This is a genomic window from Paenibacillus sp. GM2 (assembly GCF_900069005.2).
In the GTDB taxonomy this organism is placed as follows: domain Bacteria; phylum Bacillota; class Bacilli; order Paenibacillales; family Paenibacillaceae; genus Fontibacillus.
This window is the reverse complement of record NZ_LN831279.1, coordinates 173,713-199,417: the sequence shown is the minus strand read 5'-3', so window position 1 is coordinate 199,417 and position 25,705 is coordinate 173,713. Positions and strand designations below refer to the sequence as shown.

The window sequence follows — 25,705 nt, the reverse complement described above, 5'->3', positions numbered from 1 at the left end:
GATCTCAGCACTTCCGATATTGCATCGGACTGACACCGTATTTATTTTTGAATAACTTGCAGAAATAAGACGGATTTTCAATCCCAACGTTTTCCGCAATATCGTTTATTTTCATATTGGTTTGTGTCAACAAATAATCTGCTTTCCGCAATCGGTAATCCGTTAAGTATTTGGAGAAATTCATGCCTGTTTCTTTTTTGAACAAAATGCTGAGATAGCCTGGCGATAAATAGACCTCGTTGCCTACATCTGTTAATGAAATATCATGTTGATAATTATTTTTTATAATCTGTTTCACTTGGCGAATCACCCTGGATTCTTCGGTCTCCTGATCAGGATCGATATAGGCCTTCTTCTGAGTGAGGTTTTCCATGACCTCCAATAGCTCTTCACGAATGAGCGGCTTCAGTAAATAGTTGATCACCCCAAGCTTGATTGCGCTGAGGGCGTATTCAAATTCGCCATAACCGCTGCAGATGACGATCTTCAAATTCTCCTGCATCCTTCTAGCCGCTTTGCTCAGTTCAATGCCATTCATCAACGGCATCTTCACATCGGTAATTAAAATATCAACCGCGTTTTTTTGCAGGATCTCTTCAGCAACGCGACCGTTTTCGGCCTCAAGCACGCGGCAGGGAAATTTGTATTGGCAGAGCAAATTTTTGATTCCTTCACGTTCCGTAGATTCGTCGTCTACAACCAGAACATTCATCATCCTATCGTCTCCTTACTTATTGATGTAATACTCCCCCTTATCAAGCCATCGTTACAAGCTGAGACATCCTCGCCTCCTTTGACGATATCGTTTCTTCCTGTAAATAAAACGCTTTCATGGAAATGAGTATATTAGTATAATATTATTATGTCAATGAGTGTAAAATCCTATTTATGGAAAATAAAAAGACTGAATATTACAAAAAAAGCTGTTCCACGACCTGATGGTCATAGAAACAGCTTCATCGTTGCTTATGCTTAAAAAGACGATCGATCCATTGAATGACTGCGTACGGATGCGGCAGATTCCCCTGGAATCAGCTGCGCCTGCAGCTTGGTTCTGCCAGCTCCTGCCCCGCTTCCCATAAGAGCCGTCACCTGTTCCAGCGCCAACCGGCCCATATTCTCTTCCTGCTGCCGCATATGAGTAAAGGCATACCCTTCTCCAAGCCGGAACAGCGGATGGTCGAAGCAGATGACAGAGATGTCGCTGGGGATGTTTAAGCCCAGACGTCGCGCCGCTTCCTTGACCAAGAGGGCAATGTGGTATTCGAACGCAAAGAGCGCCGTGATCTCCGGGAACGCCTGCAGATGATTCATGATTCTCTCGATATCCTGTTCTATTTTCTCTTCATCATTAAAGGAATTAGGCAGCGTCGAAGTCAGTCCGGTGATCCACAATCTCTGATCCACAATAACACCGTGACTGGCATATGCCTGCATAACCCCCTCGATCCGTTCCTCAATCGCTGACGTATCCTTCGGAGGCGGGGACAGGATTGAAATATGAGAATGCCCGAGCTCGAACAGATACTCCGTTGCCATGAACGCCGCTTGTACATTGTCAGTACTAATCGACGACGACGCTACCCCCTTGATCTCCCGGTCAATAAGCACAAGCGGGAAGCGCTCGATAACGAGCTTGAGGATTTCCGCATTGAAATACTCTCCTTGTGCAGGGAAAACAATCAGCCCATCCACACCAAGCTCAAGCAGCTTGCGGATCGTCTCCTCCTCATTCTCCTGCACACCAAACGTACGACGCAATATAAGATAGCAGTCCAGCTCCCGGGCAGCGGACTCCATGCCGTAAATGAGCCGGGTCCCATAGCTGTTGGCGAAATCCGTCAGCACTACCCCGATCAATTTCCCCGGCCGTTTCTTCAGCACAGCTGATGATTTCGCAGCAGCGGGCGGCGCTTGCCCATCGTCTCCCGCTTCCGCTACAAAGGACCCGCGCCCGGGTCTGCGGATAATAAAATTCTCGGCGGCCAGCATCTCCAGCGCCCTCTTGCTCGTAATCCGACTCACATTATAGGCTTCGGCCAGCTCCTTCTCCGATGGAATCTTATCACCGGCCATATAAGTGTTATCTATAATCCGCCGCTTAACATCATTAAAAATCTGCTCATACATCGGCTTTGAAGAGGTTGATTCACTCATCATGATACCTCCCGTACTTATTCCACAATACATAATAATATATCATGATATATCATTATTGTCTAATGGCATGCCAAGAAATGCCGATCATTTAATCGGCATTCCATGAGCATAGGAGAATTGTCAATAAATGCTTCGCTCAAGCCCGCTCGCCCTTCAATATCTCCGTCTTCAACCGTCGTCCGGTAGGCGTGTCAGCAAGGCCGCCTTGTGCGGTCTCTCGCAGTGCAACCGGCATCGCTTGGCCAATCCGGTGCATCGCTTCGATCACTTCATCGCAAGGGATCGCACTGGTAATACCAGCCAGCGACATATCCGCGGCTACCATCGCAATCGCTGCTCCCATCGCATTCCGCTTCACACAGGGAACTTCAACCAGGCCAGCGACCGGATCACATACCAGACCCAGCAAATTTTTGAGCGCTATGGCCATCGCTGTAGCAGATTGCTGCGGCGTCCCTCCGGCCAGGGCAACGATCGAAGCTGCCGCCATCCCCGTCGCAGAACCCACCTCGGCCTGACAACCTCCGGCGGCGCCGCTAATCGAAGCATTGTTGGCGACAACCATCCCGAATGCTCCTGATGTGAACAAAAAATCAATCATTTGATCCCGGGTCGGATGAAGCTTATCCACCAGCGCGAATAATACGCCCGGGATCACCCCGGAAGCGCCAGCGGTCGGCGTAGCGCAAATCAGCCCCATCGCCGCATTAACTTCATTGGTAGCGACCGCTTTGCTAACCGCATCAAGCACTGTAAGGCCGCTTAATCCTTGACCGCTGGCGATATATTTTTGCATTTTCACCGCATCCCCCCCGGTCAATCCCGAATGCGACTTCACCCCGCTGAGTCCTCTTTCTACCGCCTTCTCCATCACCTCAAGATTGCGCGACATTTGCTCACGGATCTGCTCCCGGCTCTTTCCGCTAACTTCCATCTCCTGGCGGACCATAATCTCCGCAATGGAGCATGATTTTTCTTCCGCAAGTGCGACTAACTCCGCCACATTTGAAAACATTTGAAGTTCAGCCTCCTTACCTATAATTTACGTTTAACAAGCGGTTGGCTCTGCTAATCCTCCATGGATAAAACCCGGTCGACGCCCTCCAGCCTCCTGATCATATCGATCACTTTATCGCTGATCATCTCATCCGTCTCGATAACCATCAGCGCCATCTTGCCCTTTTCCTTGCGGGATACCTTCATATTCCCGATGTTCACATGACTTTCACTTAATATATGGGTCACCCTGGCGATAACGCCGTAGCGATCATGGTTAATAATGAGAATAGCCGGACTTTCGCCGGACAGACCCAATTGGAATCCGTTCAGCTCACGCAGCTCCACCTTGCCGCCGCCGATCGAGATCCCTACCAGATCAATCTCCTCGCTCCCGCTTTGCATGTTGATGCGGACCGTATTTGGATGCTCCGGGATCGCCTCTTCCGTTCTAATGATAATCTCTACTCCTGCTTCCTCCGCATATTTTGCAGACTGAGGCAGACGTGGATCATCCGTATCATACCCCAATAATCCGGCAATTAATGCCACATCGGTAGCATGTCCCTTATAAGTATCAGCAAAGGAACCGTACAGCGACAACACAACGCGCTGCGGCTCCTTGCCAAATATGCTGCGCGCCAGCCTGCCAATCTTCGCCGCCCCTGCTGTATGAGAGCTAGAGGGGCCAACCATTACCGGACCGATTACATCAAACACGCTACGGTATTTCATTATCATTCTCCCTTGTACGTAAATCATGAAATATCTCGAGCAAAAAGAATCACTAATCCATAATATGCGCTTCACAGAGACGATGCAATAAGATTGGCCATAACCTGGCGATACGCACAAAGGCCGCCCCCTCGATCAAGCCTGACCGCGAGACAGCCTATCTAAGTTATTGCTTATAATACCCGTAAACGATGAATTCCCTTGTTCTCAAGACCGCGAATAAGCGGGGTCCAATCCTCGTCCTCCGCAGTAGTGTTCAATGCATCCTCCACCATCTGCAGCTTCGCATCCAGGGCATCGATATGGTGCAGGGCCACCGCTTCTGCCGTCTGCGGCTGTACAGGGCTGCCCCATTCGCCCAAGTTATGATGGGAGAGCACCAGATGCTGCAGTCCCATTACCTTCGGCGAATCCAGGTCAATATCAAGCCGGATCGCTGCCTCAGTAATCCAATTGGACGCCATTGAGATATGGCCCAGCAGCTTGCCTGCCGTGCTATACTCGGACACAATGCCGAGCTGTGCCACCATCTCTTCAGGTTTGGCAATATCGTGTAAAATAATTCCCGCCCGCAGCATATCCGGATTCAGAAATGGACGCTGCCCGCAGAGAAATTCGCCCAGCTCCAGCATCCTGACCATATGATAGGCAAGGCCGCCAAAATAGGCATGATGATGCGTCTTCGCAGCCGGATAATGCATCAGCTTCTCTTCCACTTTATCAACGCAATAAGCGACGATGCCGCGAATCTCCGCATCCGCTATAGCCGCGATTGTCGTCCGGATCGTATGGACCAAGTCCACGGCCCGGATCGGTGCAGAACGGACGAAATCCGTCAGCCTCACTCCATCTTCTTCTTTGACCGGGCGCATCTGGATGATCTTCATTTGCAGCCGTTCCCGATAAGTCTGTACAACACCGCGCACCTTTACGAGTCCCATAGGAAAGAAGGTCTCTTTGTCAACCTCTGAAGCATCCCATAATTTAGCCGAAATTTCCCCGCTGGAATCGCTCAGCACAATATCCAAATAATTTTTGGGAGGCGTACTATTCGTTAATTTCACATCTACTTCCTTCAGCAAATAATAACCGATGAATTCCTCTTGATTTACAAACTCTCTAATTAATGTCATGGATTCTCCCCCACAAAATAATCATATCTCTATTATACTATGGGTCCGAGCTAATGCAGAATAAAATAGATTTTCAGCCTTCTCAGTGTTGATAAGCAAAGTTTTTGAACAGCATTTTAAAGGTAAGTTAAAAGGGCCGGCAGCCCCGGATCAATCCGGTACGGCTGCCGGCCCACCTGCAACTCTTCCGCTATTTCTTCGCAGACTCTTCCTTGCTTCCGATCGCAATCCAGGTAATAAATCCATAATTGATCGGACTATCCTTCAGTCTGGATATCTCCACAGTAGCCATATCCGGAGAACGATCCTTCATGGTAACATAGTACGCCGGATGATTCGTCATGGCTACAAGCACATAATGGGCATGATCAAAGGGCTCATCGAACTGAATCGTAATCTCGGTCGACTTCTCGTAGCCCTGCAGCAAGAATGCCGACATGCCGAACTGCTGTATAGCCTGTTGGCCGCTGACCGTCTGGACCGGATTGATGCTTAAATGCTCGGAGCCCACAGAATTTGGCGACAGATGATGGGAGGTTACAGAGCCATCAGCCAGGTGCCGCGCTTGCACCGAATCATCCACCAGATGATAGCCGAATACCGAACCTTCCTGAATATGCTCCGAGCTGACCGACCATTTTGACAGATGATTGGATTCAACGGCTTCATCAGCTAAATGATGAGAATGTATAGATTCGTTGCCCAGATGATACCCGGAGATAGCTCCCTCTTGAATATGCTCGAAGCCGACAGCGTGCTTCGACAGGTGATTGGATTCCACCGCGTCATCAGCCAAATGACGAGACTGCACGGATTCATCCACCAGATGATAGCCGAATACCGAGCCCTCCTGAATATGCTCGGAACCGACCGATTGATGGCTCAGCACATCGGAATCCACTGTATTGTCCTGCAGATGCTCCCGGGAGACCGCTCCCGCCTGGATATCCTCTCCTCTGATCCCGCCTTCAGGCAGCAAGCCTTGTTCTCTAAGCTCCAGCGCCAAATGCTCACTGCTGATCACGTGAGAAGCAATATGCTGCGAAGTGATCGCCTTCTGCACAATATGGGAGCCATCGATGGAGTTCTCTGTAAGATGGCGCGAACTAACCGTGCTGTCCCCCAAATGCTGCGATTGTACCGAATCAGCGGTCAGGTGAACGCTGTAGATTGAATCCGGCTGAATATGAACCGAACCGACCGACTGATTCCGAAGCGTATCAGAATCAACGGCATGCTTCTGCAAATGCTTGCGGCTAATCGAGTTATGCTGGATATTCTCGCCCCGGATGCCCTCTTGAGGCAGGATACCCTCCTGCTGAAGCTCTGAGGACAGATGCTGCAAGGATACGGACTGCGGCTGTAGATGAGCAGAACCAACCACGGCTTCCCCGATATGACGCGCTTGAATGCTATCCTCGGACAGATGCCCGGATTCAACCGCATTGGCCGCCAGATGCTTCGACTGTACTGCCTCATCCGTCAGATGCAAGCTGAAGATCGAATTGGCCTGCAAATGCACAGCCCCCACCGAGTGGCTCTTGAGCACATCCGCATCAACCGCATTTTGCTCAAGATGAACGCGGCTGATCGAGCCAGGTTGCAGATCTTTGCCGCTGAGTCCCTCCTTCGGAAGCAGCCCCTCCTGCTGGAGTTCGGGAGACAGATGAGCTTGATTGACGGAGCCTTCGCGAATATGCCGTGAATCGATAACCCCTTCCCGGATATGAGAGTCATGCACACTGCCTTCCGTCAGATGCTGTGCTCCGATAATATTCGTAGCTAAATGCTGAATTTGCACAGCTTCATCTGCCAGATGATAGCACTGCACCGATTTCAGCTGCAGGTGCAGCGAACCGACCGATTCATTCTGCAGCGCTTCATCATCGATCGCGCCTTTTTGTAGGTGGGTGCGGCTGATCGAATCGGGCTGCAAGCTTTTTCCGCCAATTCCTCCTTCAGGCAGGATCCCCTCCCGAACAATCTCCTCATTCATCAATGCCTTGGAAATCGCGCCCGGCTGAATATGTTCAGCCGTCACCGCCCCCTTGGCAAGCAATTCGCTATCGATCGTTCCCGGGACGATATGACGGGACTGCACGGCACCGCCGGCCAGATGCTCGCTCTGCACCGAAGCAGCAACAATGTGCTGACTTTGCACGCTATGTGCCTGTAGATGGCCTACGCCTACCGAGCCCAGCTGCAGAACCTCTCCATCGACCGCTCCCTTCTGCAAATGAGCGCGACGAATGGATGAAGGCTGAATGTCCATGCCGTTGATTCCTGCTTCCGGCAGCAATCCCCCCTCCTGTAATTCCAGGGATAAATGGTCTAGCTTCACTGCCTGAGAAGCAAGGTGATTCGATTCGATGGCCCCTTCTGCAATATGCGCTCCCTGAATGCTGTCTTTAGCCAAATGGCGCGACTGCACGGCTTGCTCTGCTATTTTAGCGGATGTGACCGCTTGATTCTGCAAGGCCTGCCCGGACACCGACTCGGTTGTAAAATGTGTCTCTTTGAGCACGTTAGTCTGCAGATGACTGCCATCAACCGCGGATTTTGCTAAATGTTGAGATTGTACGGCGCCCGCCGCCAAATTCTCGGACAGCACCGCCCCCTGTGCCAAATGCCAGGATTGAATCGTTCCCGGTGCGATTTTAGAGGAGACCACACTGCTTTCAGCCAGTTTACTGCTCGTAATCGACAGATCTGTGATCTTGTCGCTGCTCACGCTCTCTGGGGACAGCTTCAAGGCCGTCACGGCATGGTCCTGCAAATGGTAAGAGAAAATAGCCCCCTTGCGCAAATGATCCTCATGAATCGAGTCCTTCTGCAGCTTATCGCTGCTCACGCTGTTCTGAGCCAGATGCTCCTGCTGAACCGAGCCGGAGACAATATGACGGGACTGTACTTGATTGTCCCCAATAATGCTGCTGGTCACCGCTCCCCGCATAATTTTGCTCTCCGTCACGCTGCCTTCGGCCAGCTTCTCCGAGACCACGCTCCCAGGCTGGAGATGTCTCTCTTCGATGGCTTCTTCTGTAATATGCTCGCCGGAGATCGTCTCAAGGTCGATTTTGTCACCCGTCACTGCGGAACCCGCGATATGCCATTCCTGGATGGCGCCCGGGGCGATATGATCGCGTTGTACTGCCCCCTGCTGTAAATGCGCAGCATTAAGCGTATTCGTTGCAATTTGCGGCCCCTGCACGGACCCTTTGGCTAAATGTCGGGTCAGGACCGATTCATCTGCCAGCTTATGCGGCAATATGCTCTGGTCGGCAATCTTCGAAGAGGTCACCGCCTGCTCGACGATCTGTGAAGTGCCCACAGACTGATCGGCCAGCTTGGTAGAAGTAACGCTGCGATCCGACAAATGCTTGCCCTTGATTTCATGGCTTCCGATCTGTTCTTCTCTAACGCTCCCCGCTTGCAGATGGATACTCTCGATTGCGCCTGGAGCAATATGCATCGCTTCTACGACCTGCTCGCCGAGATGATGCGCAGCCACGCTTCCCTTCTCAAGCTGCTCAGCCCCAACGCTCGCGTGGGCCAGATGCTCCTTGGCGATCAATCCGGGAGCAAGATTATGAACGGTGATCGCATTTCCGGCCAAATGACGGCTTTCGATCGCCCCGTCCTGCAGCTTGGTTCCCGTCACCGCCCCGTCTCTCAGCTTGGTGGACGTAACCGCACCTTCGCTTAATTTGGAAGTATCAATTGCCGCATTGGCGATGTGATAAGAATGGACACTCCCACTGCGCAGCTTCTCTGCATTGACGGCTTGATCCTGAATCAGATCGGTCGTTACGATCCATTCCCGCAGATGGCGACTCTCGATGGAGCCGTCAGCGAGCTTCTCCCCGCCAATCACACCGTCCGCAAGCTTATCAGAGGTAATGCTGCCTTCCTCCAGCTTGCTTCCGCTAATCGAACGTTCACGAATCTTGCGCCCTTCAACAGCTCCGTCTACCAAATGATCGGCTGTGATGGAGCCGGGGGCAATCTTCGAGGCATTTACTGCCGATTCGGCGATCTTAATGCTGTTTACCGCGTAATCGGCGATCCAGGCCGTGCCGATCGCTCCATGTTTGATCTTGGTCGAATCGATGGCAAACGGTGCAATCTTATCACCGGTTACAGATGAACTCGACAGATCGTCGGTGTAAATGATACCTTTTTCAAGCTGTGAGGCTCTCTTCTCCTGAAGAGCTTCCTTCACCAGCTGATCATGCCGTTCAGCTTGCCCGGCTTCATTCTGCGATACTCTCTCCTTAGCGCCCAGCTCCTTGGCCTCTCTCCATCTTGAACCCTGCTCGGACCTCTCCTTGGAAAGAGAACCCTGCGCAGACTTCTGCTCCACTTTGTTGTCTTCCGCATCAGCTACAGCCAGAGACTGATGCAGTCTGACCTCCAGTTCTTCCTGCTGGCTCTCGTTCTTGACAGAGCTTAGCAGTTTCAGTTCATTCTTATCCGGGTTATCCACGAAATATAGCGAGTTTTTCGCCCTGCCGTTTTTCGCGGTTTTCGTTCGCTTTTTCAGAGCCGTCCTCCCCTTTGCCAAAAGATAAATCTCCTTAGGCATCATATGCGGACAGTTAGGCTCCTGTCACAGCAACACCGCGACTTATCCAACTTACCGCGATTATTTTTCGCATTCCTCCAAATATAACGAAGAAACCCTGCCGCATTCGCAGCAGGGCTAATTCATTACACGCTATACGTTTTCACCTTGAGAGTTCGATTCCGCCGGCTTATGCACCGCATTCAGCATATTCGACACCCTCTGATAGAGGTATGAAATACCAAGCAGCAGCAGACCAAAACTGAAATACGCGATAATCTTGCTGCCGGTCGTCATCAGAGACAGATCAAAGAGCAGCATTTTCCCCGTAGACAGCAGCGTCAGCCCAAGCCCCATCCGGCGAATGAAGACAAATCTCCTGCGGAATCCGTAAGCGATATACGCGATCGCCAACAGAAGATAGACCAGGCTGAACAGCCAGCTCACATCACCTAACCTGAATTGGATGCCTAAAAAGGCTGTAGCCATTCCAAAAATATAAACTCCGAGGCATACCGGAATCCATTCCAGCCCCCCGGCTTGACGGCTAATCATCTGCAGCAGCAGATCGCGTCCGCTAAAAAAGACAAATACATTGAAGGCGATCAAGATGACCAGCGCTAAATAATTCTCGAACGAATTGTATTCTCCGTTCGTATTCAGTGCGGGCATTCCCAGTGTAACTCCCAGGCACAGCACATACCCGATGAGATACAAAATACGGCTATAATATTTAATGACTCTGTCATACAATATTTTCGCCTTGCTCAAGCTGTAGGCAAGACCAAACGTAATCGCGGCGAACAGCAGCCATTGATAGAAGCTATACAGAATAGCATCTCCAGGCATCAACGCCCTGTAGATCCGGTGGATCTCGTACAGCAGGTAGAACCATATATTAATAGATGTTATATACTTTAATACCGCCAGCAGCGAATGATCCGACGCATTGTACCGCTTGATCTCCTGTATATCCCGGAGACGGAAACCATAGAAGCAAGCCAGACCAAACAGCCCCATCGAGATAAAGCTGTATTTCCAAGCAAAGTCCACTTCGGGATGACTGAACATGCCTCCTACCAAATCGACCAGAACAAAAGCTCCCATCGTCAGCGCCAGAATCCCCCAGCCGATCCTCTCCACAAACTTCGAGCGCTGCAAATGTCCCAGCACGGAGAAGACGATCCCCTCGATTAACCAGCCTAGTGACATGTAATGAATTCCGAACTGGAAAGGGATAACGAGCAGGGAGAAGGTAAGGGATGTGCCGTAGAACAACAGTCTCGTCTCGATTTCCTTGTCCAGATATTTACGATTGAAGCGGGCAATCCCGTAATAAACGACACAGAAGATGAGCGCGAGCAAGCCGCGATATTGATTCCAGTCCGCCCGATCGAACAGGCTGTACATGATGCTGCAGCTGATCAGCGTATTGAGCGCAAGCAGAGAGAAGTCCAGCCAATTCAGCTTGGATGGATAGCGGAACGGCACCCACAGCGTAATGCAAAGATACATTAAAAATGTAATTAGTGCATAGATGATAGCAATTACGGTTTGATCTGCCAGGTTTACAAGGATGATCATCGATAGGGTATTCAGTCCAAAGCTGATATAATGCACGATAGGCCAGCGTTTTCGGAAAGATATGAGCAGGATCAAGGCGTTCAATAGGAATAAATAGCCCATCGCCACATATACAGCATTTCCGGCTAATCCGTATGCCTCTAAATAAGAGAAGAAAGGCAGATAGCCGCCTACGAGCGCAAATGAACAAATTGTTTTGGATTGATAACGCAGTGACATTAGCGCAGCTGCTGCGGTTATAATAACACAGAGTATGAGCCCTGACGCTAAATTAATGATATCAAGCAAGAAATAGCTATAGAAGACAGAGCCATACAGAACGGAGATCCCCCCGCCTAACAACCCTAGTGCGAAAACCTGCTTATTTCTCCGGAACATCCATTCCCCGCCGGCCAGCATCAGCAAGCCGAGTACAAAGAAGACAGCTCCTTTGGTATAAGCGCTAAACCAGCTATATGTATATTTAAATGCCGCGCCCATTCCTATGATGAGCAGCAGAATGCCCAGCTTGTTAATCCAGTTTAGGCCAATTTTCATCTCGAGCTGGTTCTGCTTCACGCGGCGCTGAATCGTATGTTCGTCCACCCCTTCGGCTTCCAGCTGCTGATAACCGTCGATGGCCTGCTCATGAATTTGACGCTCCGCTTCATATATGAACTGCCGGTGACGCTGAATCCCTTGGTGAACCTCCCCCTGAAGGTCGGTCAGCTTGGCCTGGATCATTTGCTGATCGGCCTGCAACAAGCGCTGCGCCTGGTCATACAATTGCTGAATCCTCTGCTTGCTGGAATATTCAAGCGCTTGCAGCCGATTCATATGCTGATGGGACGCCGTGGTGAAATAAGTATTCAGCTTCTCCTGAGATACCCTGATGAAGGTGAGCTTCTCATCGAGAATCTGCTCGGCCAGAGCCTGACGGAGCCAGCCATTTTCCTTCTCCACTTGCCGCAGTCTGCTCTCCAGTGCCGCAACCCGCTGCTTATACTCTTCATAATCCCGCTTAAGTATTTCATTCTCTTGTACCAGATCATTCGCTTTATATTCCTTGAGAAGCGCCTCATATTCTTCGGCAATAACGTTTTGTTGTTCTCGGAGTTTAAATAATCGGTCTTTAAATTCCTCCATTACATCCTCCTTTTGTTGCTTATTCAGGTTCATTTTATATATTACTATATGCCCCTATAAATTTCCTTTTGATTTTAACTTTCTATGCCCCGATTTAGTGGAATTCCAAATATCGAAAAAAAGACCCCTATCCCGCATATATTTGCGAATGATCAAGGTCCTTAATCGGCTATTCAAAATTACGCTTTAACCTATTGCCTCTTCCCCTTCACTTGCCACGACGATTTTGCCGTTCTGCTCATGAAGAGGCAGGAACAGCGGTCGTTCATCCGGCGTCTGATTCGGGGTATGAATCGCCAGCATCAACTGGCCTGCAAAGGTACGGAATACCATCGCATGTCCGCCATCGTTCTGATATAGCGGCTTCTCCTCTTGCAGCCATGGTCCGCTAACCCGTCCTGATGGAGATTTAGCAATGCCAAGCGCGTAGGTGTTGTCGCTCACAAAGCTTGCCCATAACATATAGAGCTCATTTGAGGATGCCCTGAACAGATAAGGACCGTCGGTCACATAATTCTGCTGTCCGGGAAATCGGGCAGAGATGAACGGGGCCGTCCAGCGCGCCTCCGATGCCCGAAACAGGAGGATAGGCTCCCCTGTCGACCGTCGCAAATCCGAACTTAGCCTCATCGCGCATACCTCTCCATCAGCGATCTGCTGCCATTCATGACAGAATATCATCCATGGCTGGCCCTCCTCATCACAGAACAGGCTGCCATCCAGAGAAGACCAGCTCTGCGGAGTTACCGGCCCATCGCTGTGCGGCTTATATGGCCCAAGCAGATGATCGGCTGTAAGCACGGCAGTGCCAAGCAACTGGTTATCTTTGCGTCGAAACGTTGCAAACATGTAATACTGTCCCTCATAGGAGTAAACTTCAGGCGCCCAGAAATTCGTATCCGAATAAAAATCCGCCTCAGGGCAAAACACATTGTACGGCCCATCCCAATACTGCAAATCGTGGCTCGTATATGCGTCGAATCCCGCGCCTTTTCCCCATATATTTTTATCCGTACTGCCAAATAGTACATATTTCTCTTCTTCCAACACCGGGAAAACGAATGGATCTCTGATCTGGATATCCTTATTTTTCAGCATCGTCATGAGCTCCCTTCTCCTTTGTTTAAACCTTCCTCTGGACAGACCCTTTATAAGCCGGGGATTTCCTGGCCTTATGAATAGGCAGGATACACGATACCGATATCCTGCTTACGGCTGAAGCGGCCTTGCTTATAGTTCAATATTTCATTTCCCTGTACCGTGAATGGAATGCTGCGTCCTTCGTACTGCATGGCTCCCTGAACCGGACGGGCACTCATGCCTATGATGGATAGCAGGCCTCCACCATAATCGGTCACAACCCGAACCCCCCGTGGGAAAGTCATGATAGTCCGGCCATTCCGGCAGATTTCAGAGCCTGATTTCGTATTATATAGTTCATATAAATCCCCATTCACCATTCTGCAGTAGGCCGTCTCGCCCGCGATCTCTCCCCCCATATCGATATCATAAGGCACGAGACCGGTGAACCACAGCTCGCCATCCGGCCGCGGCATGATTCCGCATAATCTCTCTACATAATCCAGCAGGCATAGGATGGACGGGGAATAAGCTTCTGTGAAGCCCTCCTGTCCTGTCCATGGATCAAGCGTCTGCGGGAAGCGCGTTGCCCGGTTTAATGCGGAGAGAATAGGATAGAACGCCCATGTCAGCTCCACGTAACGATGATGATGCTCGAAGGCATGAGGGGCACGAATCATGCTCAGGAAGTTTGACGGTCCCGCCCAGCTGTTATAGCTGGAGAATGGATTGAACCTCGGGTCATCAAGCGCAATCGAGGTGAACGGGAACCTCGCAAAGAACTTGCGAGTGTTTAACAAATAACGCCTTAGCATCGTATCAAAAAATTCCCGATCCCCTACCTCGCAGGCCATGACACGAAGCAATACATCGGACTGTACCCGAACAAAGGCATCGTTGGCATCCCGATCATAGAAGAAATGATCCGCTTCATCAAAGCAGTACCTGAACAAGCTGTCCAGGCTTTGCCCAGCCTTCTCTCTCCAAAGCTTCTGATCCATGGCCCCTGAAGTCTCCCCCAGCTTCTCTGCCATCAGCGCCAAATACATCCGCTGGCAATATACATTAGCGGTCAAGTCAGGTGCCAGAAATGGCAGAATCGGTGAATCCCGATTGTAAGCCGCAGGATCATTTAAATGTGGAGTATCCGGAACATGCCAAAACCGGGGTGACAGATCATGGCCGGTATCAAAAGTGCTAAACGCCTCTACACACCCTGTTCCGCGTGTATCGCGGTATGTGGCAAGCCACTGATCATAACGCGACATAGCTTCATACATCGTGCGCAGGAATGACTCGTCTCGCCCGTGCAGGCCATAGTGATTCCATACGCTGCGGGCCAGCGGGGTTACCAATTGAATTTGTTTGAATACCGGACCCTGTTCGGTAATTTTGTATGGAAGTAGTCCATCCTCTCTTTGATGCTTGGCGAAGGATAGATAGGTCGCCTCAGAGACCGATGGAAGAAACCTGGACAACAATTCCGCATTGATCGTTCCCGTGCTCTCCAACCAGCAGCCGAGATAGACGCCTCCTTCCTGCAATATCGGCTCCGATCCGCCTGTAGGCGCGATGCAATCGAACAGCCTTCGCAGCGCCTTATAATAAACCTTCTCCAGTTCGCCAGACGCTGCTGCAAAGCGTACGCCCGACTGCTTCCATTCCTTCAGCAGCTGTCTATCCTGCGGCTTCTCCAATTCCCCTATCCTATCCTCAACAGATAGATTCCGAAGGCGTTCCTTCAGAGACTGACTCACCCGTATCGCCTCACTCTCATAAAGTAGATATAACAACAGCAGGCCGCCTGAGGCAGCCGCTGCAATCACTTACTTATTGCTCTCGAAGATCTTAACCGTGCTGTTGTAGAAATCATCCACCGCCTTCTCAACGCTCTTGCGTCCGAACCCGATCTCCTGCATCGTCGTCTCAGCCAGCTTGGAGAATTCAGCAAAGCCCGGCATATTATAACTGATAGCAAAAGGCTCTGCCTTTGTCGCGTTGGATACCCGGCTCGTATAATCGTAGATGATTTTCTCTTCCGGAGTCGCCGTACCCTCCAGTAATGTGCGCTTCTTGGACGTCACCGGAACTCCGCGATCATTGCCTAGAATATGGGCTGCATCATCATCATTGATCCAGAAATTCATCAGCTTCGCTACAGCTTCCGGGTGCTTCGACTTGCTATAGCCCGATATGCCTTGACTAGACTCGAATACAACTCCGGTACCCTTGGGTCCGCGAGGAAGCTGAACCATAATAAGCGGGTCCTCTGTCAAACTCTGGTGAGCGCTGAACATATTGGACGGAATCAGATTCATAGCTACTTTCCCAGTAACAATCAACGATTTGCTTGTGTCTCCCGGCGGGTTGGATACTTGCAGCTCCGGTGTCACTACTCCGCCTGTTTTTGCTGTATCCGCCCAGTATTGGAACCATTCCAGTGCATCCGGCATCTCAAATCCCAGTGCGGCGTTCTCCATCTCATACAGTTGCTTGCCTCTCTGCTTCAGGTAGATGTCCATGCCATCTACAGTGAAATCATAGGTTCCATAGAAGCCTTTGCCCAGCTTCTGAGAGATTTCCTGACTGATCCGAGCATAGTCCTCCCAGCTCCAGCCATCTTCCGGTACAGGCATTCCCGCCTTCTCGAACATCGCTGTGTTGACGACGATGCCGCGGGCGTTAGCTCCAACCGAGATATGCTGAAGCTTCCCTTCAAATGTGCCGTACTCAACCATGCTTTGATCCATATCTGTCAAGTCGAGCACACCGCCTACATACGGATCAAGGTCAAGCAGGACGCCCTTGTTGGCGTAATCAACAACGTTGCCACCAAGAAAGAATACGTCCGGCGCAGTTCCCGAGGCTAGCTGCGTGTTCAACTTATCGAAATAACCGGATGCAGGGGCAAATTCTCCGATAACTTTAATATTCGGATTTTTTTCCTGAAATACCTTTAGGGCTTCATTAGTCTTATCCGCCCGTTTCTGATCTCCCCACCACATAATCCGGAGCTCAACCTGCTCTTCCGTCCCCGGATCATTGCCTTTCGCCGTATTATTGCCCGCTGTATTACCGTCCGTCTTGCTATTTACGCCACCACTTCCTGCTCCGCACGCTGACACGATAACCATAAAAAGAGCCAGCAGCACCGCTAAAATACGTTGCTTCATTCCGTGATCTCCCCCATATCGGTTTTATAAGAACGCCTTCAAACTCACCCTCATGCTACTTCATCGCCACTGCTGCGAGAATAGGATTATTTCGGCAGTTGATTTTAAATTTTTTCGGGTTTAGGTTTATTAGGCTCTACTTGAGCCCTGTCGTCGCGATCCCTTCGAGGAAGTAGCGCTGGAAGACCAGAAAGATAATCGTGATCGGTATAAGCGACAACGTCGACATAGCCAGAAGTGCGCCCCAGTCCGATTGGCCCGAAGGGTCAAACAGCGAACGAATGCCCAGCTGTACGGTGAACAGATCAATTTTGCTCAAGTAGATCATTTGGCTGAAGAAGTCATCCCAGGACCAAATAAATGTAAAGATCGCTGTTGTAATTAAAGCCGGGAGCAGAAGCGGCAGCACAATCCGGAAGTAAATTTGCTTCAATCCGCAGCCGTCGATCGTAGCACTCTCGTCCAGTTCCTTCGGCAGCCCGCGGATAAACTGCACCATCAGCAAGATGAAGAATGAATCATGCGACAGCCATTTTGGCACAATCAACGGAAAATACGTGTTAACCCAGCTCAGCTTGTCGAAAATAATGTATTGCGGAATTAGCGTCACATGATAAGGCAGCATAATCGTAACGAGCATCAACCCGAACCAAAGCTTCTTATACTTGAAATTCAGTCTTCCAAAGGCATAAGCCGCAAAGGAACAGGTCATCACGTTGCCGATCACACACATGCTCGATATAAATGCCGAGTTGGCGAAGAATCGGGCAAATGAAATCCCCTGCAGTCCTTTCCAGCCGTTCGCGTAGTTGTCCAGCGTAATTTGAGCAGGCCATAAGCCTGAGTCCGCAAATATGAGCTGATTGGGCTTGAACGAACTGCTAATAAGCCACAGCACAGGATACAGCATGATGATACCCAGCAGGATAATCGGTATATGTCTGCCTATTTTCAAAATCGTTGAATTCGCTCTCATCCCCATCATCTCCCTTCATTGCCATCGCCGTAGAACACCCAGTATTTCGAGGTCACAAATATCATCGCTGTGAACACTCCGATAATGACCAGCATTATCCAGGCCAGAGCCGCGGCGTAGCCCATATCGAAGAAGGAGAAGCCTTTCAAGTACAGGTACAGGGTGTAGAACATCGTTGCATCAAGCGGCCCTCCACGTCCATCCCCGATAACATAAGCTGGCGTAAAGGCTTGAAAGGAGTTAATAATCCCCATGACGAGATTAAAAAAAATGACTGGCGTCAGCATAGGCAGGGTGATCTTGATAAACTGCCGGACCTGGCCTGCTCCGTCCACCTCTGACGCTTCGTACAGATCAGCCGGAATCTGCTTGATCCCGGCCAGGAAAATAACCATTGCGGAACCAAACTGCCAAATCGCAAGCGTAATAATGGTATAAAGAATATAATCCGGGTGAGCGATCCAGGAAGGACCCCGAATCCCAAACCAGCCCAGGAAATGGTTCACCAATCCGTCTCCATCAAAAATCTGGCGCCAAACGATGGCAATCGCCACACTTCCTCCAAGGAGCGAAGGGATATAATACACCGTCCGGTAGATTCCCAGTCCCCGTAACCCCTTATTCAGAGCCATAGCAACCAGTAAGGCAAAGGCAAGCCGTAAAGGCACAGATAAGAGCACGTATTTAAAAGTTAGAACCAATGAGTTCACAAAGGTATGGTCTGAGGTGAAAATCTGTACGAAGTTATTAAGCCCGATCCACTTCGGCGGACTAAGCAAGTTGAATTTGGTCATCGACAAGTACAAAGACCCCAGCATCGGCAATAAGGTCAGACAGAAAAAGCCGATGAGCCAGGGCAACAGGAATAGATAGCCGGCCCGATTTTGTTCTCTTGCTAATGATTTGTGCGCAGATCGCATCGCTGATGCTTCCTCCTTCTGAGCTTAGATTAATCGTCAACGAAGAAGGAATCGCTGCATGCAGCGATTCCCCGGAATAGGCAACCATCCATATGAAATGCTCAGCTGTTGCAGCCGTTCCGAGTTCGTATGCGATTTATCTTCATCATAAACAGGAGATCAGCCTGGATGAATGCTATTTCTTCGGAACTTCGCTATCAATTTCTTCAGGTATTCTCTTCAGCGATTGTCTGCCGGTAATCCGACGGTGTAATTCCATACATCCGCTTGAATTTCGAACTGAAATAGCTGGCGCTGGAGAATCCGCTCAATTCGGCGATATCCCAGAGACTAAGCTCCGTGCCTTCCAATAGCCGGACCGCTTGACCCATGCGTACCTCATTCACATACTGAATGAACGTAACCCCGACACGCGCCTTAAAAATTTCCGAGAAGTAAGAGGGATTATAATTGAACCTTTTGGCGATCATTTTCAGACTGAGGTCATACATATAATTCTCCTCAATGAAATGCTGAGCCGCCTCGACCAACGATTGATCGGCATCCGCCTCGTTGCTAAGCCTTCGCTGAATTTTCGCGGCAATCCGCAGTAAATATTGATATGCCTTATCCACCGTATTAAAAGCGAGCACTAATTGAGGGCGAATCCATAGCTGCTCTTCTGCCTCCAACGAAATCTGTGATTCGCCCGCAAGCTTCTCCAGCATTAGATAGAGCTGAAAAAATATTTTCACAAATTTGATTTGTGAGATGCAAAATGCCTTCTGTAGTGGCGTCCGAATCGCATTCTCGAAGCTGGCAAGGTCCCCCTGCAGCAACTGTCGTTCGATGATTCGAATCTCTTCATCCGGCAGCAGCTCCTGCTCGCCTTCGATAGGGAACGAGCTCTCCGAGATATTATTTCTTGATAGGTTCCAGGCCAGCAGCGCATCGACATACCCCTCCTTCCACTGTTTAAACCCGCGCATAGCTTGTCCCACACCTGCAAAAGGCAGGATTCCAATATTGGACAGTACTTCTCGGCTTAGCTTATCCACCAGTTCGGGCCATGCCGTATCCTGCTCGGACACGATGATATGGATTAATCGGCGGTAATTGCTGTCGTAGAACACCTCTGGCGAGCCCGGAAACATCGTTGCACACTCGCGACAGATCAAACGGAAGGGCAGACACAGCTTATCGAGCGGTCGATCACTGTCCTCCAGCAATGTCTGTTCACGAAGGCCAACCGTTATGATACGAATCTCACGTTCGTCCCAATGATCCAATTGCAGCAGCTTGGCCCGATCATGTACGAGATGTTCTTCATCAATGCTTCCTTTGACCAAATGGAGAATGAAATGCTCCTTCATCTCCTTGTAATACTCCGAGATCTGCCACTTGATCCTTTCAAACTGGTTTTTGTTCTCGCGCTCCTCATCAAGCTCTTGCTTCACTTTCTCCAGCGTATCGGTCAATTCGCTTCGGGTCACAGGCTTAAGCAGATAATCTTTGGCCCGGTTACGAAGCGCTGCTCTGGCATACTTGAAATCCTCATAGCCGGTAATGATAACCACGCGTAAGAAGGGATATACCTTATGATAAGCCTCCAGAAAAGAGACCCCATCCATCATCGGCATATTCATATCCGTAATGACAATATCGATCTCTTCCTCCTGAAGCCGGTTCATCGCTTCCATTCCGTTGGCGGCTTCCCCAACCAGAACGAAGCCCAGCTTGTTCCAATCCACCTTCAATTGCAGGCCTTGCCTGATTTCAGGCTCATCATCGACGATCAATACCCGATACATCTTGTGATTCCTCCTCCACAGGTAGTCTAAGTTCAATCCGAGTGCCCGATTCCGGCGAGGAATCGATCTGGACAGCAAATAATGATCCATAGTACAGACGGCAGCGGGCAAGCACATTGCCAAGTCCGATTTGCCAGTTGCGATTGAGCATGCTGAGATCAAGCTGCGGGGGCATCATCTGTTCCTGAAGCCTTTGCAGCTGCTCAGGATCGATGCCAGGCCCATTATCGGCAATGATAAAGTATAGGCGGCGCTGGACGCGGCGCACATGAATATCTACCCGTGCTTCCGCCTGCTGGCGAAGGCTGAATTTGACAGCGTTCTCAATAAGCGGCTGCAAAATAAATTTAATTATCGTCAGGTTGTCCAGCTCCCCTTCTTCAACGATCGTAATATGCAGCCGATCGCTGAAGCGTTTTTTCAGAATTCCTACATAATCATGCACATACCCAAGCTCCTCTGTGAGAGGTACGAGATCATCGCTAATCTTGAGAGAATAGCGCATCATCTTCCCCAGCAATTCAATGACTTCGATCGTATCGTCATTTCGCTTCTGCATTGTAAGGCTGCTCATCAGCTCCAGGGTATTGAACAGGAAATGAGGATTGATCTGCATCAGCAAGCTTTTGTATTCCGCCTGCTGTCGCAGCAGCTTCAGTTCAAACTCCGTCTTGATATGGTAGCGAAGCTGAGTCACCATCGTACGGAAGGTCGATGTTACATACCCAATCTCGCTGCGAATGCTGTGTTCCGGCGGTATTTTGTTCTCCGCAAGCCGGAAATCGCCGCGCTGGACAAGCCGCATGGCCGATACAAGCTCAGATAGCGGCTTTGTAATACTATAAGCAAGCCCGGCGGCTACAAACAGAGAAACTATTAACAGCAAGGCCGAGAAGATAACGATGCTCTTGCGCAGCATGAACAGCTCCGAGTATAGATCCTCCTCGGAGACGAAGCCGACCAGCATCCAGTTGGTCAGCTTCAGCTTCTTGTAGACCAGGATATCCATCGTTCCGCGCTCATTTTTCAGGTTAATAACGCCCTGCTTCCTCCAGTCCCTGCGGGCCTCTTCGATCTTGTCCAGCAGCGGCTCGCCGGCGGACAGTCCGCTTTGTGGAGTCTGCGACAACAGCGGCGTCCCCTCTTGATCGAGTAAATAGATCGTCCCATTTTCGCCCAGATGGATGCGGTTCAACGGCTCGCGGAAATAGTCCGCATTCACATTGAGCTTCATAATATTTTGGGCCATAGAAGGCTCGAAGGTGCCTAGCGGCATCAGCATACTGACGACCGGACTGGCATTGTTGCGAAGCACCTCCCCGGGATCCGTATGCTCTGCCATCCAATGGTTGCCGTTGACGATAAAATCCTTATACCAATCCTGCTGCAAAAAGGTCTTGTCGAACACGACCTGATTATCGGTGCCCAGCCACATCCCGTCCTCACTATAAATGGATACCCCCGACACGCCGGAATAGCCATTCGTTGCTTGAGTCAGAAACTTGCTCATTTTAATATGCTCATACATCCTCTCACCGGCCGGAATAGTCGGATCAGAGGTCAGCTTATCCCAATTTTTTGTCACGTCACTATTGAACACCAGCGAAGCCAAATCATAGATTTGCATTTGCACCATATCGATGTATGCCCCATACTCCTCCATCTTCTCCAGGGCAGAGGATTCGATATTCGAGCGGATAATTGTCCGGGATTGATTGAACAGGAGAATGGCCATCGTTCCGAACGATAAAATAGATAGAAGTACGAAAAAGGTCATCAGTCTGCTCTTCAAAGAATAAAACATGAGTGTCGACTCCTCCTCGTGCTGATCATATGTATAAATATTCTTTTATGTAAACGATTTAATGTTTAATATCATATGATATTTTGCATACACGCAAAAGAGGGAGAGTAATGACTCTCCCCCGTAAACTATATAAGATCAACCTTTTTGCTTGTTGAGTAAAATATGAAATTATAGTTGCTCCGTCTCTTGAATATCTGTCGTTGCAGGCATAGAGTGGGTTGTGTTGCGGGCCGTAAACAGGAATACGATGATGAGAATGAAGGCGATCAGACACATTAGCGGAATCGTCAGGAATCCGAACCAGTTCAGGTAGTCAAAATCACACGGAATGCCTACCTTGCAAGGCAGCGCCTTGGCCAAAGCCGGAATCTTCTGCTCCGCATAATGGTACACCGAGATGGATCCGCCGATAAAGCTAAGCGGGAGGATGTAAGGGATCACATTCCGGTCATTGCGATACGCGGCAATTCCCAGCAGAATAACCTGTGGGTACATGAAGATACGCTGGAACCAGCATAACCTGCATGGCTCATAATGCAACACTTCACTTAAATACAAACTTCCGGCTGTAGCCACCATAGATACGATCCAGGCAAAATAAATACCATAATTTCTGAACAAAGAACGCACTGTTCTCGCTCCTCCCTTAATTAACGGATACAGTATACAACAGGTTATTCCCCGAGCGCCGCCTTGATCTGCTGCTCGAACTCGGCATAATCATCATAATGTCCAAGATACTCTACCCCATTAATAAAGTAGGTCGGCGTCCCTGAGACACCTAGCTTGCTTGCTTTACTCTGATGTTCGTTCACTTCTTGGAGATAGGTCTGATTCTCGATATCTTTCCGCAGCACGTCAAAATCGATGGACAGATTGGCCTGCTTCGCCAAATCTACCAAATAATCAGGAGTCGCCCATGTGAGGTTCTCATCCTGCTGATTGTTGTATAAGGCATCAAAATAAGTCCAGTAATCCCCGCTGTTCTGATGAAAGACCGATTGCGCCGCTAACGCGGCTGTCGTTGAGTCCGGGCCGATAAACGGAAGGTTCATGAAATAAAAAGCCACTTTTCCCGAATCTATATAATCGCTGACCAGGTTCGGCTTAATCTTATCATTGGCAATTTTACAAGCCGGACATTTGTAATCCCCAAATTCGACAACCTTAATCGGAGCATCGGCTTGTCCTAACCTTGGGAGCTGCTCATAATCAAAAGACGCAGCGGTTGCCGCAGGCCTGATTGATAGCACGACCACAATCAGAACCAGCAAAATGCCGACGGTCGAGAACCAGATAATCCGTCTGGTCTGCTGCTTCTTCTTAGCTTGTTCTCCGGCGGCGTTACGCTGTGCCATGGAGCTTTTTTGTTTTTTAGGTGCCATTTAATCCCTTCTTTCTACCAAAATTTAATAGTTTATTATAGAATATATTAAATTCTCACAATCCTGCAACCATTCTAGTTACAAAAACATTTTTCGTCAAGTGATTCACTCCTGGTGGTAGATGGTTCCCATTAAAAATGGCGACCCTGTAGGTCGCCATGAATTATTGCTATGATAATCAGTTACGTACTCTTCCTTTATTCGCCGATCGAGTGAACCAGTTCAACCACTTGCTGTGCGGTTTGCATACCAATCGCCTTGGCTGCAAGCTGCTCCATCTCTGCCTTCGAAAGACGGGAAATTTGGGAACGAGCCGGAAGAATGGATGTCGCACTCATGCTGAACTCATCGAGTCCAAGACCGAGCAGGAGTGGAATTGCCGTTGCATCCCCAGCCATCTCGCCGCACATGCCTACCCAGCGTCCTTCCTGATGCGCTGCATCGATAACCATCTTCACCAGGCGCAGAATCGCCGGGTTGTATGGCTGATACAAGTAGGACACGCGTTCGTTCATGCGGTCTGCGGCCATCGTATACTGAATCAGATCATTGGTTCCAATACTAAAGAAATCAACCTCTTTGGCAAATTGGTCTGCGAGTACAGCCGTCGACGGAATCTCTACCATAATTCCTAGCTGAATGGCATCCGAGACCTGAACTCCTTCCGAAGTCAGCTTTTGCTTCTCGTCCAGGAGCAAAGCTTTGGCCTGACGGAACTCATCCAGCGTAGCAATCATCGGGAACATAATTCTCAAATCGCCATACACACTTGCCCGCAGCAACGCGCGCAATTGGGTGCGGAATATATCCTGGCGTTCCAGGCATAGTCTGACTGCGCGGAATCCAAGGAAAGGATTCATTTCCTTAGGCAGATCAAGATAAGGCAATTCCTTATCTCCACCGATATCCAGGGTTCTAACCACTACTGGCTTGCCTTCCATTCGTTCAAGAACGGTCTTGTAGGCGTTGAATTGGACATCCTCCGACGGCAGCTCCGTGCGTCCCATGTAGAGGAACTCCGTACGATACAAACCTACGGCTTCTCCACCGTTCTCCAGCACACCTGTAACATCATTTGGAGTGCCTATATTGGCACCGAGTTCTACATGAACGCCATCCTTGGACTGGGTAGGAACCTCTCTGAGCTTCTTCCATTCCTCAATCTGGAGGAGATATTGGTCACGTTTAAGCTGGTACTGCTCCAGCAGCTCTGCGGACGGATTGACAATAACTTTGCCGTCCAGACCGTCAACGATGACGGTATCGCCACTCTGAATCTGGGCCATAACCTCCTGGGTGCCAACTACAGCCGGGATCTCCAGGGAACGGGCCATAATGGCCGAATGAGAAGTCCTTCCCCCAATGTTGGTCGTGAACCCTTTTACATATTGCCGATTCAACTGCGCCGTATCCGATGGGGTTAAATCCTCAGCGATGACGATAACTTCCTCGCTAATGTCAGCCGGATTGGTATAATTCAATCCAAGCAGATGGGTAAGCACCCGCTTGGTCACATCTCTCATGTCAGCAGCGCGTTCTCTTAAATAAGCACTCTTCATATTCTCGAACATCGAGATAAATTGCTTGGCTACTTCATCCAGCGCGTATTGTGCCGTCACCTTCTCGGAAGTAATCTTATCGCGAACGGCATCAAGCAGCTCAGGGTCATTTAGAATCAACAAGTGCGATTCGAAGATCTCTGCTTTCTTAGCGCCAAGCTGTTGCTCGGTACGCTGCTTGATCCCTTCGAGCTCCTGCTGCGATTTTGCCAGAGCATTATCCAATCGCTTCAGTTCCGAATCGGAATCAGCTACATTCTCTTGATGTACGGTATAATCAGGGTGCTCCAGCCGGAAGGCAGATGCAATCGCCACTCCCGCAGATGCGGCAATTCCTTTAATTTCAAGCATGGACTTCGCCTAACCCTTCGTTAATCATCACTTCCGCAAGCGCTTGAATAGCCTCTTCCGCTTGATCACCCTCAACGATTAACTTCAGGTCATCCCCCTTCTCCAACCCAAGGGACAGGACCCCAAGAATCGATTTCAAAGTTACTTTCTTGCCATTTGCCTCAGCAAAAGCCTCGGAACCTTTAAATTTATTGGCCGTATTTACCAAAGCGGTTGCCGGACGTGCATGAATTCCATCCTCATCAGTAATTCTAAAATTTTTCTCCATGTTTATCTCATCTCGCTTTCCACATTTTTATGTCTTTTTAGTCTTTCTCCCTTTATAATACGGGAATGCGACATTATTTGCCAAATTGTCCCCCACATT

At 49.7% G+C, this 25,705-nt stretch carries 18 protein-coding genes; all 18 read right to left on the bottom strand.

Annotation, left to right across the window (positions count from 1 at the left end):
* Positions 1 to 4: 4 nt before the first annotated feature.
* The 18 genes from BN1360_RS10780 to BN1360_RS10695 all read right to left on the bottom strand — a co-directional run bounded on the left by BN1360_RS10780 (position 5) and on the right by BN1360_RS10695 (position 25,606).
* Positions 5 to 715 (bottom strand): response regulator transcription factor, encoded by a 711-nt coding sequence (locus BN1360_RS10780; RefSeq protein ID WP_068779865.1) that lies wholly within the window; start codon positions 713 to 715, stop codon positions 5 to 7.
* A 257-nt stretch (positions 716 to 972) separates the two neighbouring features.
* Positions 973 to 2,157: a GntR family transcriptional regulator gene (locus BN1360_RS10775; RefSeq protein WP_068779864.1), complete on the bottom strand. Its 1,185-nt coding sequence runs from the start codon at positions 2,155 to 2,157 to the stop codon at positions 973 to 975.
* Positions 2,158 to 2,296: 139 nt separating this feature from the next.
* Entirely contained in the window at positions 2,297 to 3,175 is an 879-nt protein-coding gene (gene sdaAA, locus BN1360_RS10770; RefSeq protein WP_068779863.1) for an L-serine ammonia-lyase, iron-sulfur-dependent, subunit alpha, read from the bottom strand.
* A 53-nt stretch (positions 3,176 to 3,228) separates the two neighbouring features.
* Positions 3,229 to 3,891 carry an L-serine ammonia-lyase, iron-sulfur-dependent subunit beta gene (gene sdaAB / locus BN1360_RS10765; RefSeq protein WP_068779862.1) on the bottom strand — a complete coding sequence of 221 codons (663 nt, stop codon included), beginning with the start codon at positions 3,889 to 3,891 and terminating at the stop codon, positions 3,229 to 3,231.
* A 173-nt stretch (positions 3,892 to 4,064) separates the two neighbouring features.
* Entirely contained in the window at positions 4,065 to 5,024 is a 960-nt protein-coding gene (locus tag BN1360_RS10760) for a 3'-5' exoribonuclease YhaM family protein (RefSeq protein WP_068779861.1), read from the bottom strand.
* Positions 5,025 to 5,214: 190 nt separating this feature from the next.
* On the bottom strand, positions 5,215 to 9,588 hold the full coding sequence (locus BN1360_RS10755; protein ID WP_195714255.1) for a WIAG-tail domain: 4,374 nt from the start codon (positions 9,586 to 9,588) through the stop codon (positions 5,215 to 5,217).
* 153 nt (positions 9,589 to 9,741) lie between these two features.
* Positions 9,742 to 12,297, bottom strand: coding sequence for a DUF2339 domain-containing protein (locus BN1360_RS10750; RefSeq protein WP_068779859.1), 2,556 nt, complete (start codon positions 12,295 to 12,297; stop codon positions 9,742 to 9,744).
* 186 nt (positions 12,298 to 12,483) lie between these two features.
* Complete coding sequence (locus tag BN1360_RS10745; protein WP_068780018.1) at positions 12,484 to 13,395, bottom strand: glycoside hydrolase family 43 protein; 912 nt, start codon at positions 13,393 to 13,395, stop codon at positions 12,484 to 12,486.
* Positions 13,396 to 13,469: 74 nt separating this feature from the next.
* Positions 13,470 to 15,134, bottom strand: a complete 1,665-nt coding sequence (locus BN1360_RS10740; protein WP_068780017.1) for an MGH1-like glycoside hydrolase domain-containing protein — start codon at positions 15,132 to 15,134, stop codon at positions 13,470 to 13,472.
* A gap of 69 nt (positions 15,135 to 15,203) precedes the next feature.
* The gene (locus BN1360_RS10735) at positions 15,204 to 16,550 is read right to left on the bottom strand and encodes an ABC transporter substrate-binding protein (RefSeq protein WP_068779858.1); all 1,347 of its coding nucleotides are present in this window, start codon (positions 16,548 to 16,550) and stop codon (positions 15,204 to 15,206) included.
* 136 nt (positions 16,551 to 16,686) lie between these two features.
* A complete protein-coding gene (locus tag BN1360_RS10730) occupies positions 16,687 to 17,526 on the bottom strand; it encodes a carbohydrate ABC transporter permease (protein WP_068779857.1) in 840 nt (279 codons plus the stop codon).
* 5 nt (positions 17,527 to 17,531) lie between these two features.
* Positions 17,532 to 18,446 (bottom strand): carbohydrate ABC transporter permease, encoded by a 915-nt coding sequence (locus BN1360_RS10725; protein ID WP_068779856.1) that lies wholly within the window; start codon positions 18,444 to 18,446, stop codon positions 17,532 to 17,534.
* 206 nt (positions 18,447 to 18,652) lie between these two features.
* Positions 18,653 to 20,236: a response regulator gene (locus tag BN1360_RS10720; protein ID WP_068779855.1), complete on the bottom strand. Its 1,584-nt coding sequence runs from the start codon at positions 20,234 to 20,236 to the stop codon at positions 18,653 to 18,655.
* The gene (locus BN1360_RS10715) at positions 20,211 to 22,040 is read right to left on the bottom strand and encodes a sensor histidine kinase (protein WP_068779854.1); all 1,830 of its coding nucleotides are present in this window, start codon (positions 22,038 to 22,040) and stop codon (positions 20,211 to 20,213) included. Before BN1360_RS10715 ends, BN1360_RS10720 begins: the two co-directional genes overlap by 26 nt.
* 171 nt (positions 22,041 to 22,211) lie before the next feature.
* Positions 22,212 to 22,673, bottom strand: coding sequence for a disulfide oxidoreductase (locus BN1360_RS10710; RefSeq protein ID WP_068779853.1), 462 nt, complete (start codon positions 22,671 to 22,673; stop codon positions 22,212 to 22,214).
* A gap of 44 nt (positions 22,674 to 22,717) precedes the next feature.
* Complete coding sequence (locus BN1360_RS10705) at positions 22,718 to 23,428, bottom strand: DsbA family protein (RefSeq protein ID WP_068779852.1); 711 nt, start codon at positions 23,426 to 23,428, stop codon at positions 22,718 to 22,720.
* 197 nt (positions 23,429 to 23,625) lie between these two features.
* Positions 23,626 to 25,338 carry a phosphoenolpyruvate--protein phosphotransferase gene (gene ptsP, locus BN1360_RS10700; protein WP_068779851.1) on the bottom strand — a complete coding sequence of 571 codons (1,713 nt, stop codon included), beginning with the start codon at positions 25,336 to 25,338 and terminating at the stop codon, positions 23,626 to 23,628.
* Positions 25,331 to 25,606 (bottom strand): HPr family phosphocarrier protein, encoded by a 276-nt coding sequence (locus BN1360_RS10695; RefSeq protein WP_068779850.1) that lies wholly within the window; start codon positions 25,604 to 25,606, stop codon positions 25,331 to 25,333. The genes ptsP and BN1360_RS10695 overlap by 8 nt, the downstream gene beginning before the upstream one ends.
* Positions 25,607 to 25,705: the final 99 nt, after the last annotated feature.

Excerpts from the sequence above, each read along its gene's own strand:
- BN1360_RS10780 (WP_068779865.1), bottom strand. The coding sequence starts at position 715 with ATGATGAATGTTCTGGTTGTAGACGACGAATCTACGGAACGTGAAGGA.
- BN1360_RS10775 (WP_068779864.1), bottom strand. The coding sequence starts at position 2,157 with ATGAGTGAATCAACCTCTTCAAAGCCGATGTATGAGCAGATTTTTAAT.
- sdaAA (WP_068779863.1), bottom strand. The coding sequence starts at position 3,175 with ATGTTTTCAAATGTGGCGGAGTTAGTCGCACTTGCGGAAGAAAAATCA.
- sdaAB (WP_068779862.1), bottom strand. The coding sequence starts at position 3,891 with ATGAAATACCGTAGCGTGTTTGATGTAATCGGTCCGGTAATGGTTGGC.
- BN1360_RS10760 (WP_068779861.1), bottom strand. The coding sequence starts at position 5,024 with ATGACATTAATTAGAGAGTTTGTAAATCAAGAGGAATTCATCGGTTAT.
- BN1360_RS10750 (WP_068779859.1), bottom strand. The coding sequence starts at position 12,297 with ATGGAGGAATTTAAAGACCGATTATTTAAACTCCGAGAACAACAAAAC.
- BN1360_RS10745 (WP_068780018.1), bottom strand. The coding sequence starts at position 13,395 with ATGCTGAAAAATAAGGATATCCAGATCAGAGATCCATTCGTTTTCCCG.
- BN1360_RS10735 (WP_068779858.1), bottom strand. The coding sequence starts at position 16,550 with ATGAAGCAACGTATTTTAGCGGTGCTGCTGGCTCTTTTTATGGTTATC.
- BN1360_RS10730 (WP_068779857.1), bottom strand. The coding sequence starts at position 17,526 with ATGAGAGCGAATTCAACGATTTTGAAAATAGGCAGACATATACCGATT.
- BN1360_RS10725 (WP_068779856.1), bottom strand. The coding sequence starts at position 18,446 with ATGCGATCTGCGCACAAATCATTAGCAAGAGAACAAAATCGGGCCGGC.
- BN1360_RS10720 (WP_068779855.1), bottom strand. The coding sequence starts at position 20,236 with ATGTATCGGGTATTGATCGTCGATGATGAGCCTGAAATCAGGCAAGGC.
- BN1360_RS10715 (WP_068779854.1), bottom strand. The coding sequence starts at position 22,040 with ATGTTTTATTCTTTGAAGAGCAGACTGATGACCTTTTTCGTACTTCTA.
- BN1360_RS10705 (WP_068779852.1), bottom strand. The coding sequence starts at position 23,428 with ATGGCACCTAAAAAACAAAAAAGCTCCATGGCACAGCGTAACGCCGCC.
- ptsP (WP_068779851.1), bottom strand. The coding sequence starts at position 25,338 with ATGCTTGAAATTAAAGGAATTGCCGCATCTGCGGGAGTGGCGATTGCA.
- BN1360_RS10695 (WP_068779850.1), bottom strand. The coding sequence starts at position 25,606 with ATGGAGAAAAATTTTAGAATTACTGATGAGGATGGAATTCATGCACGT.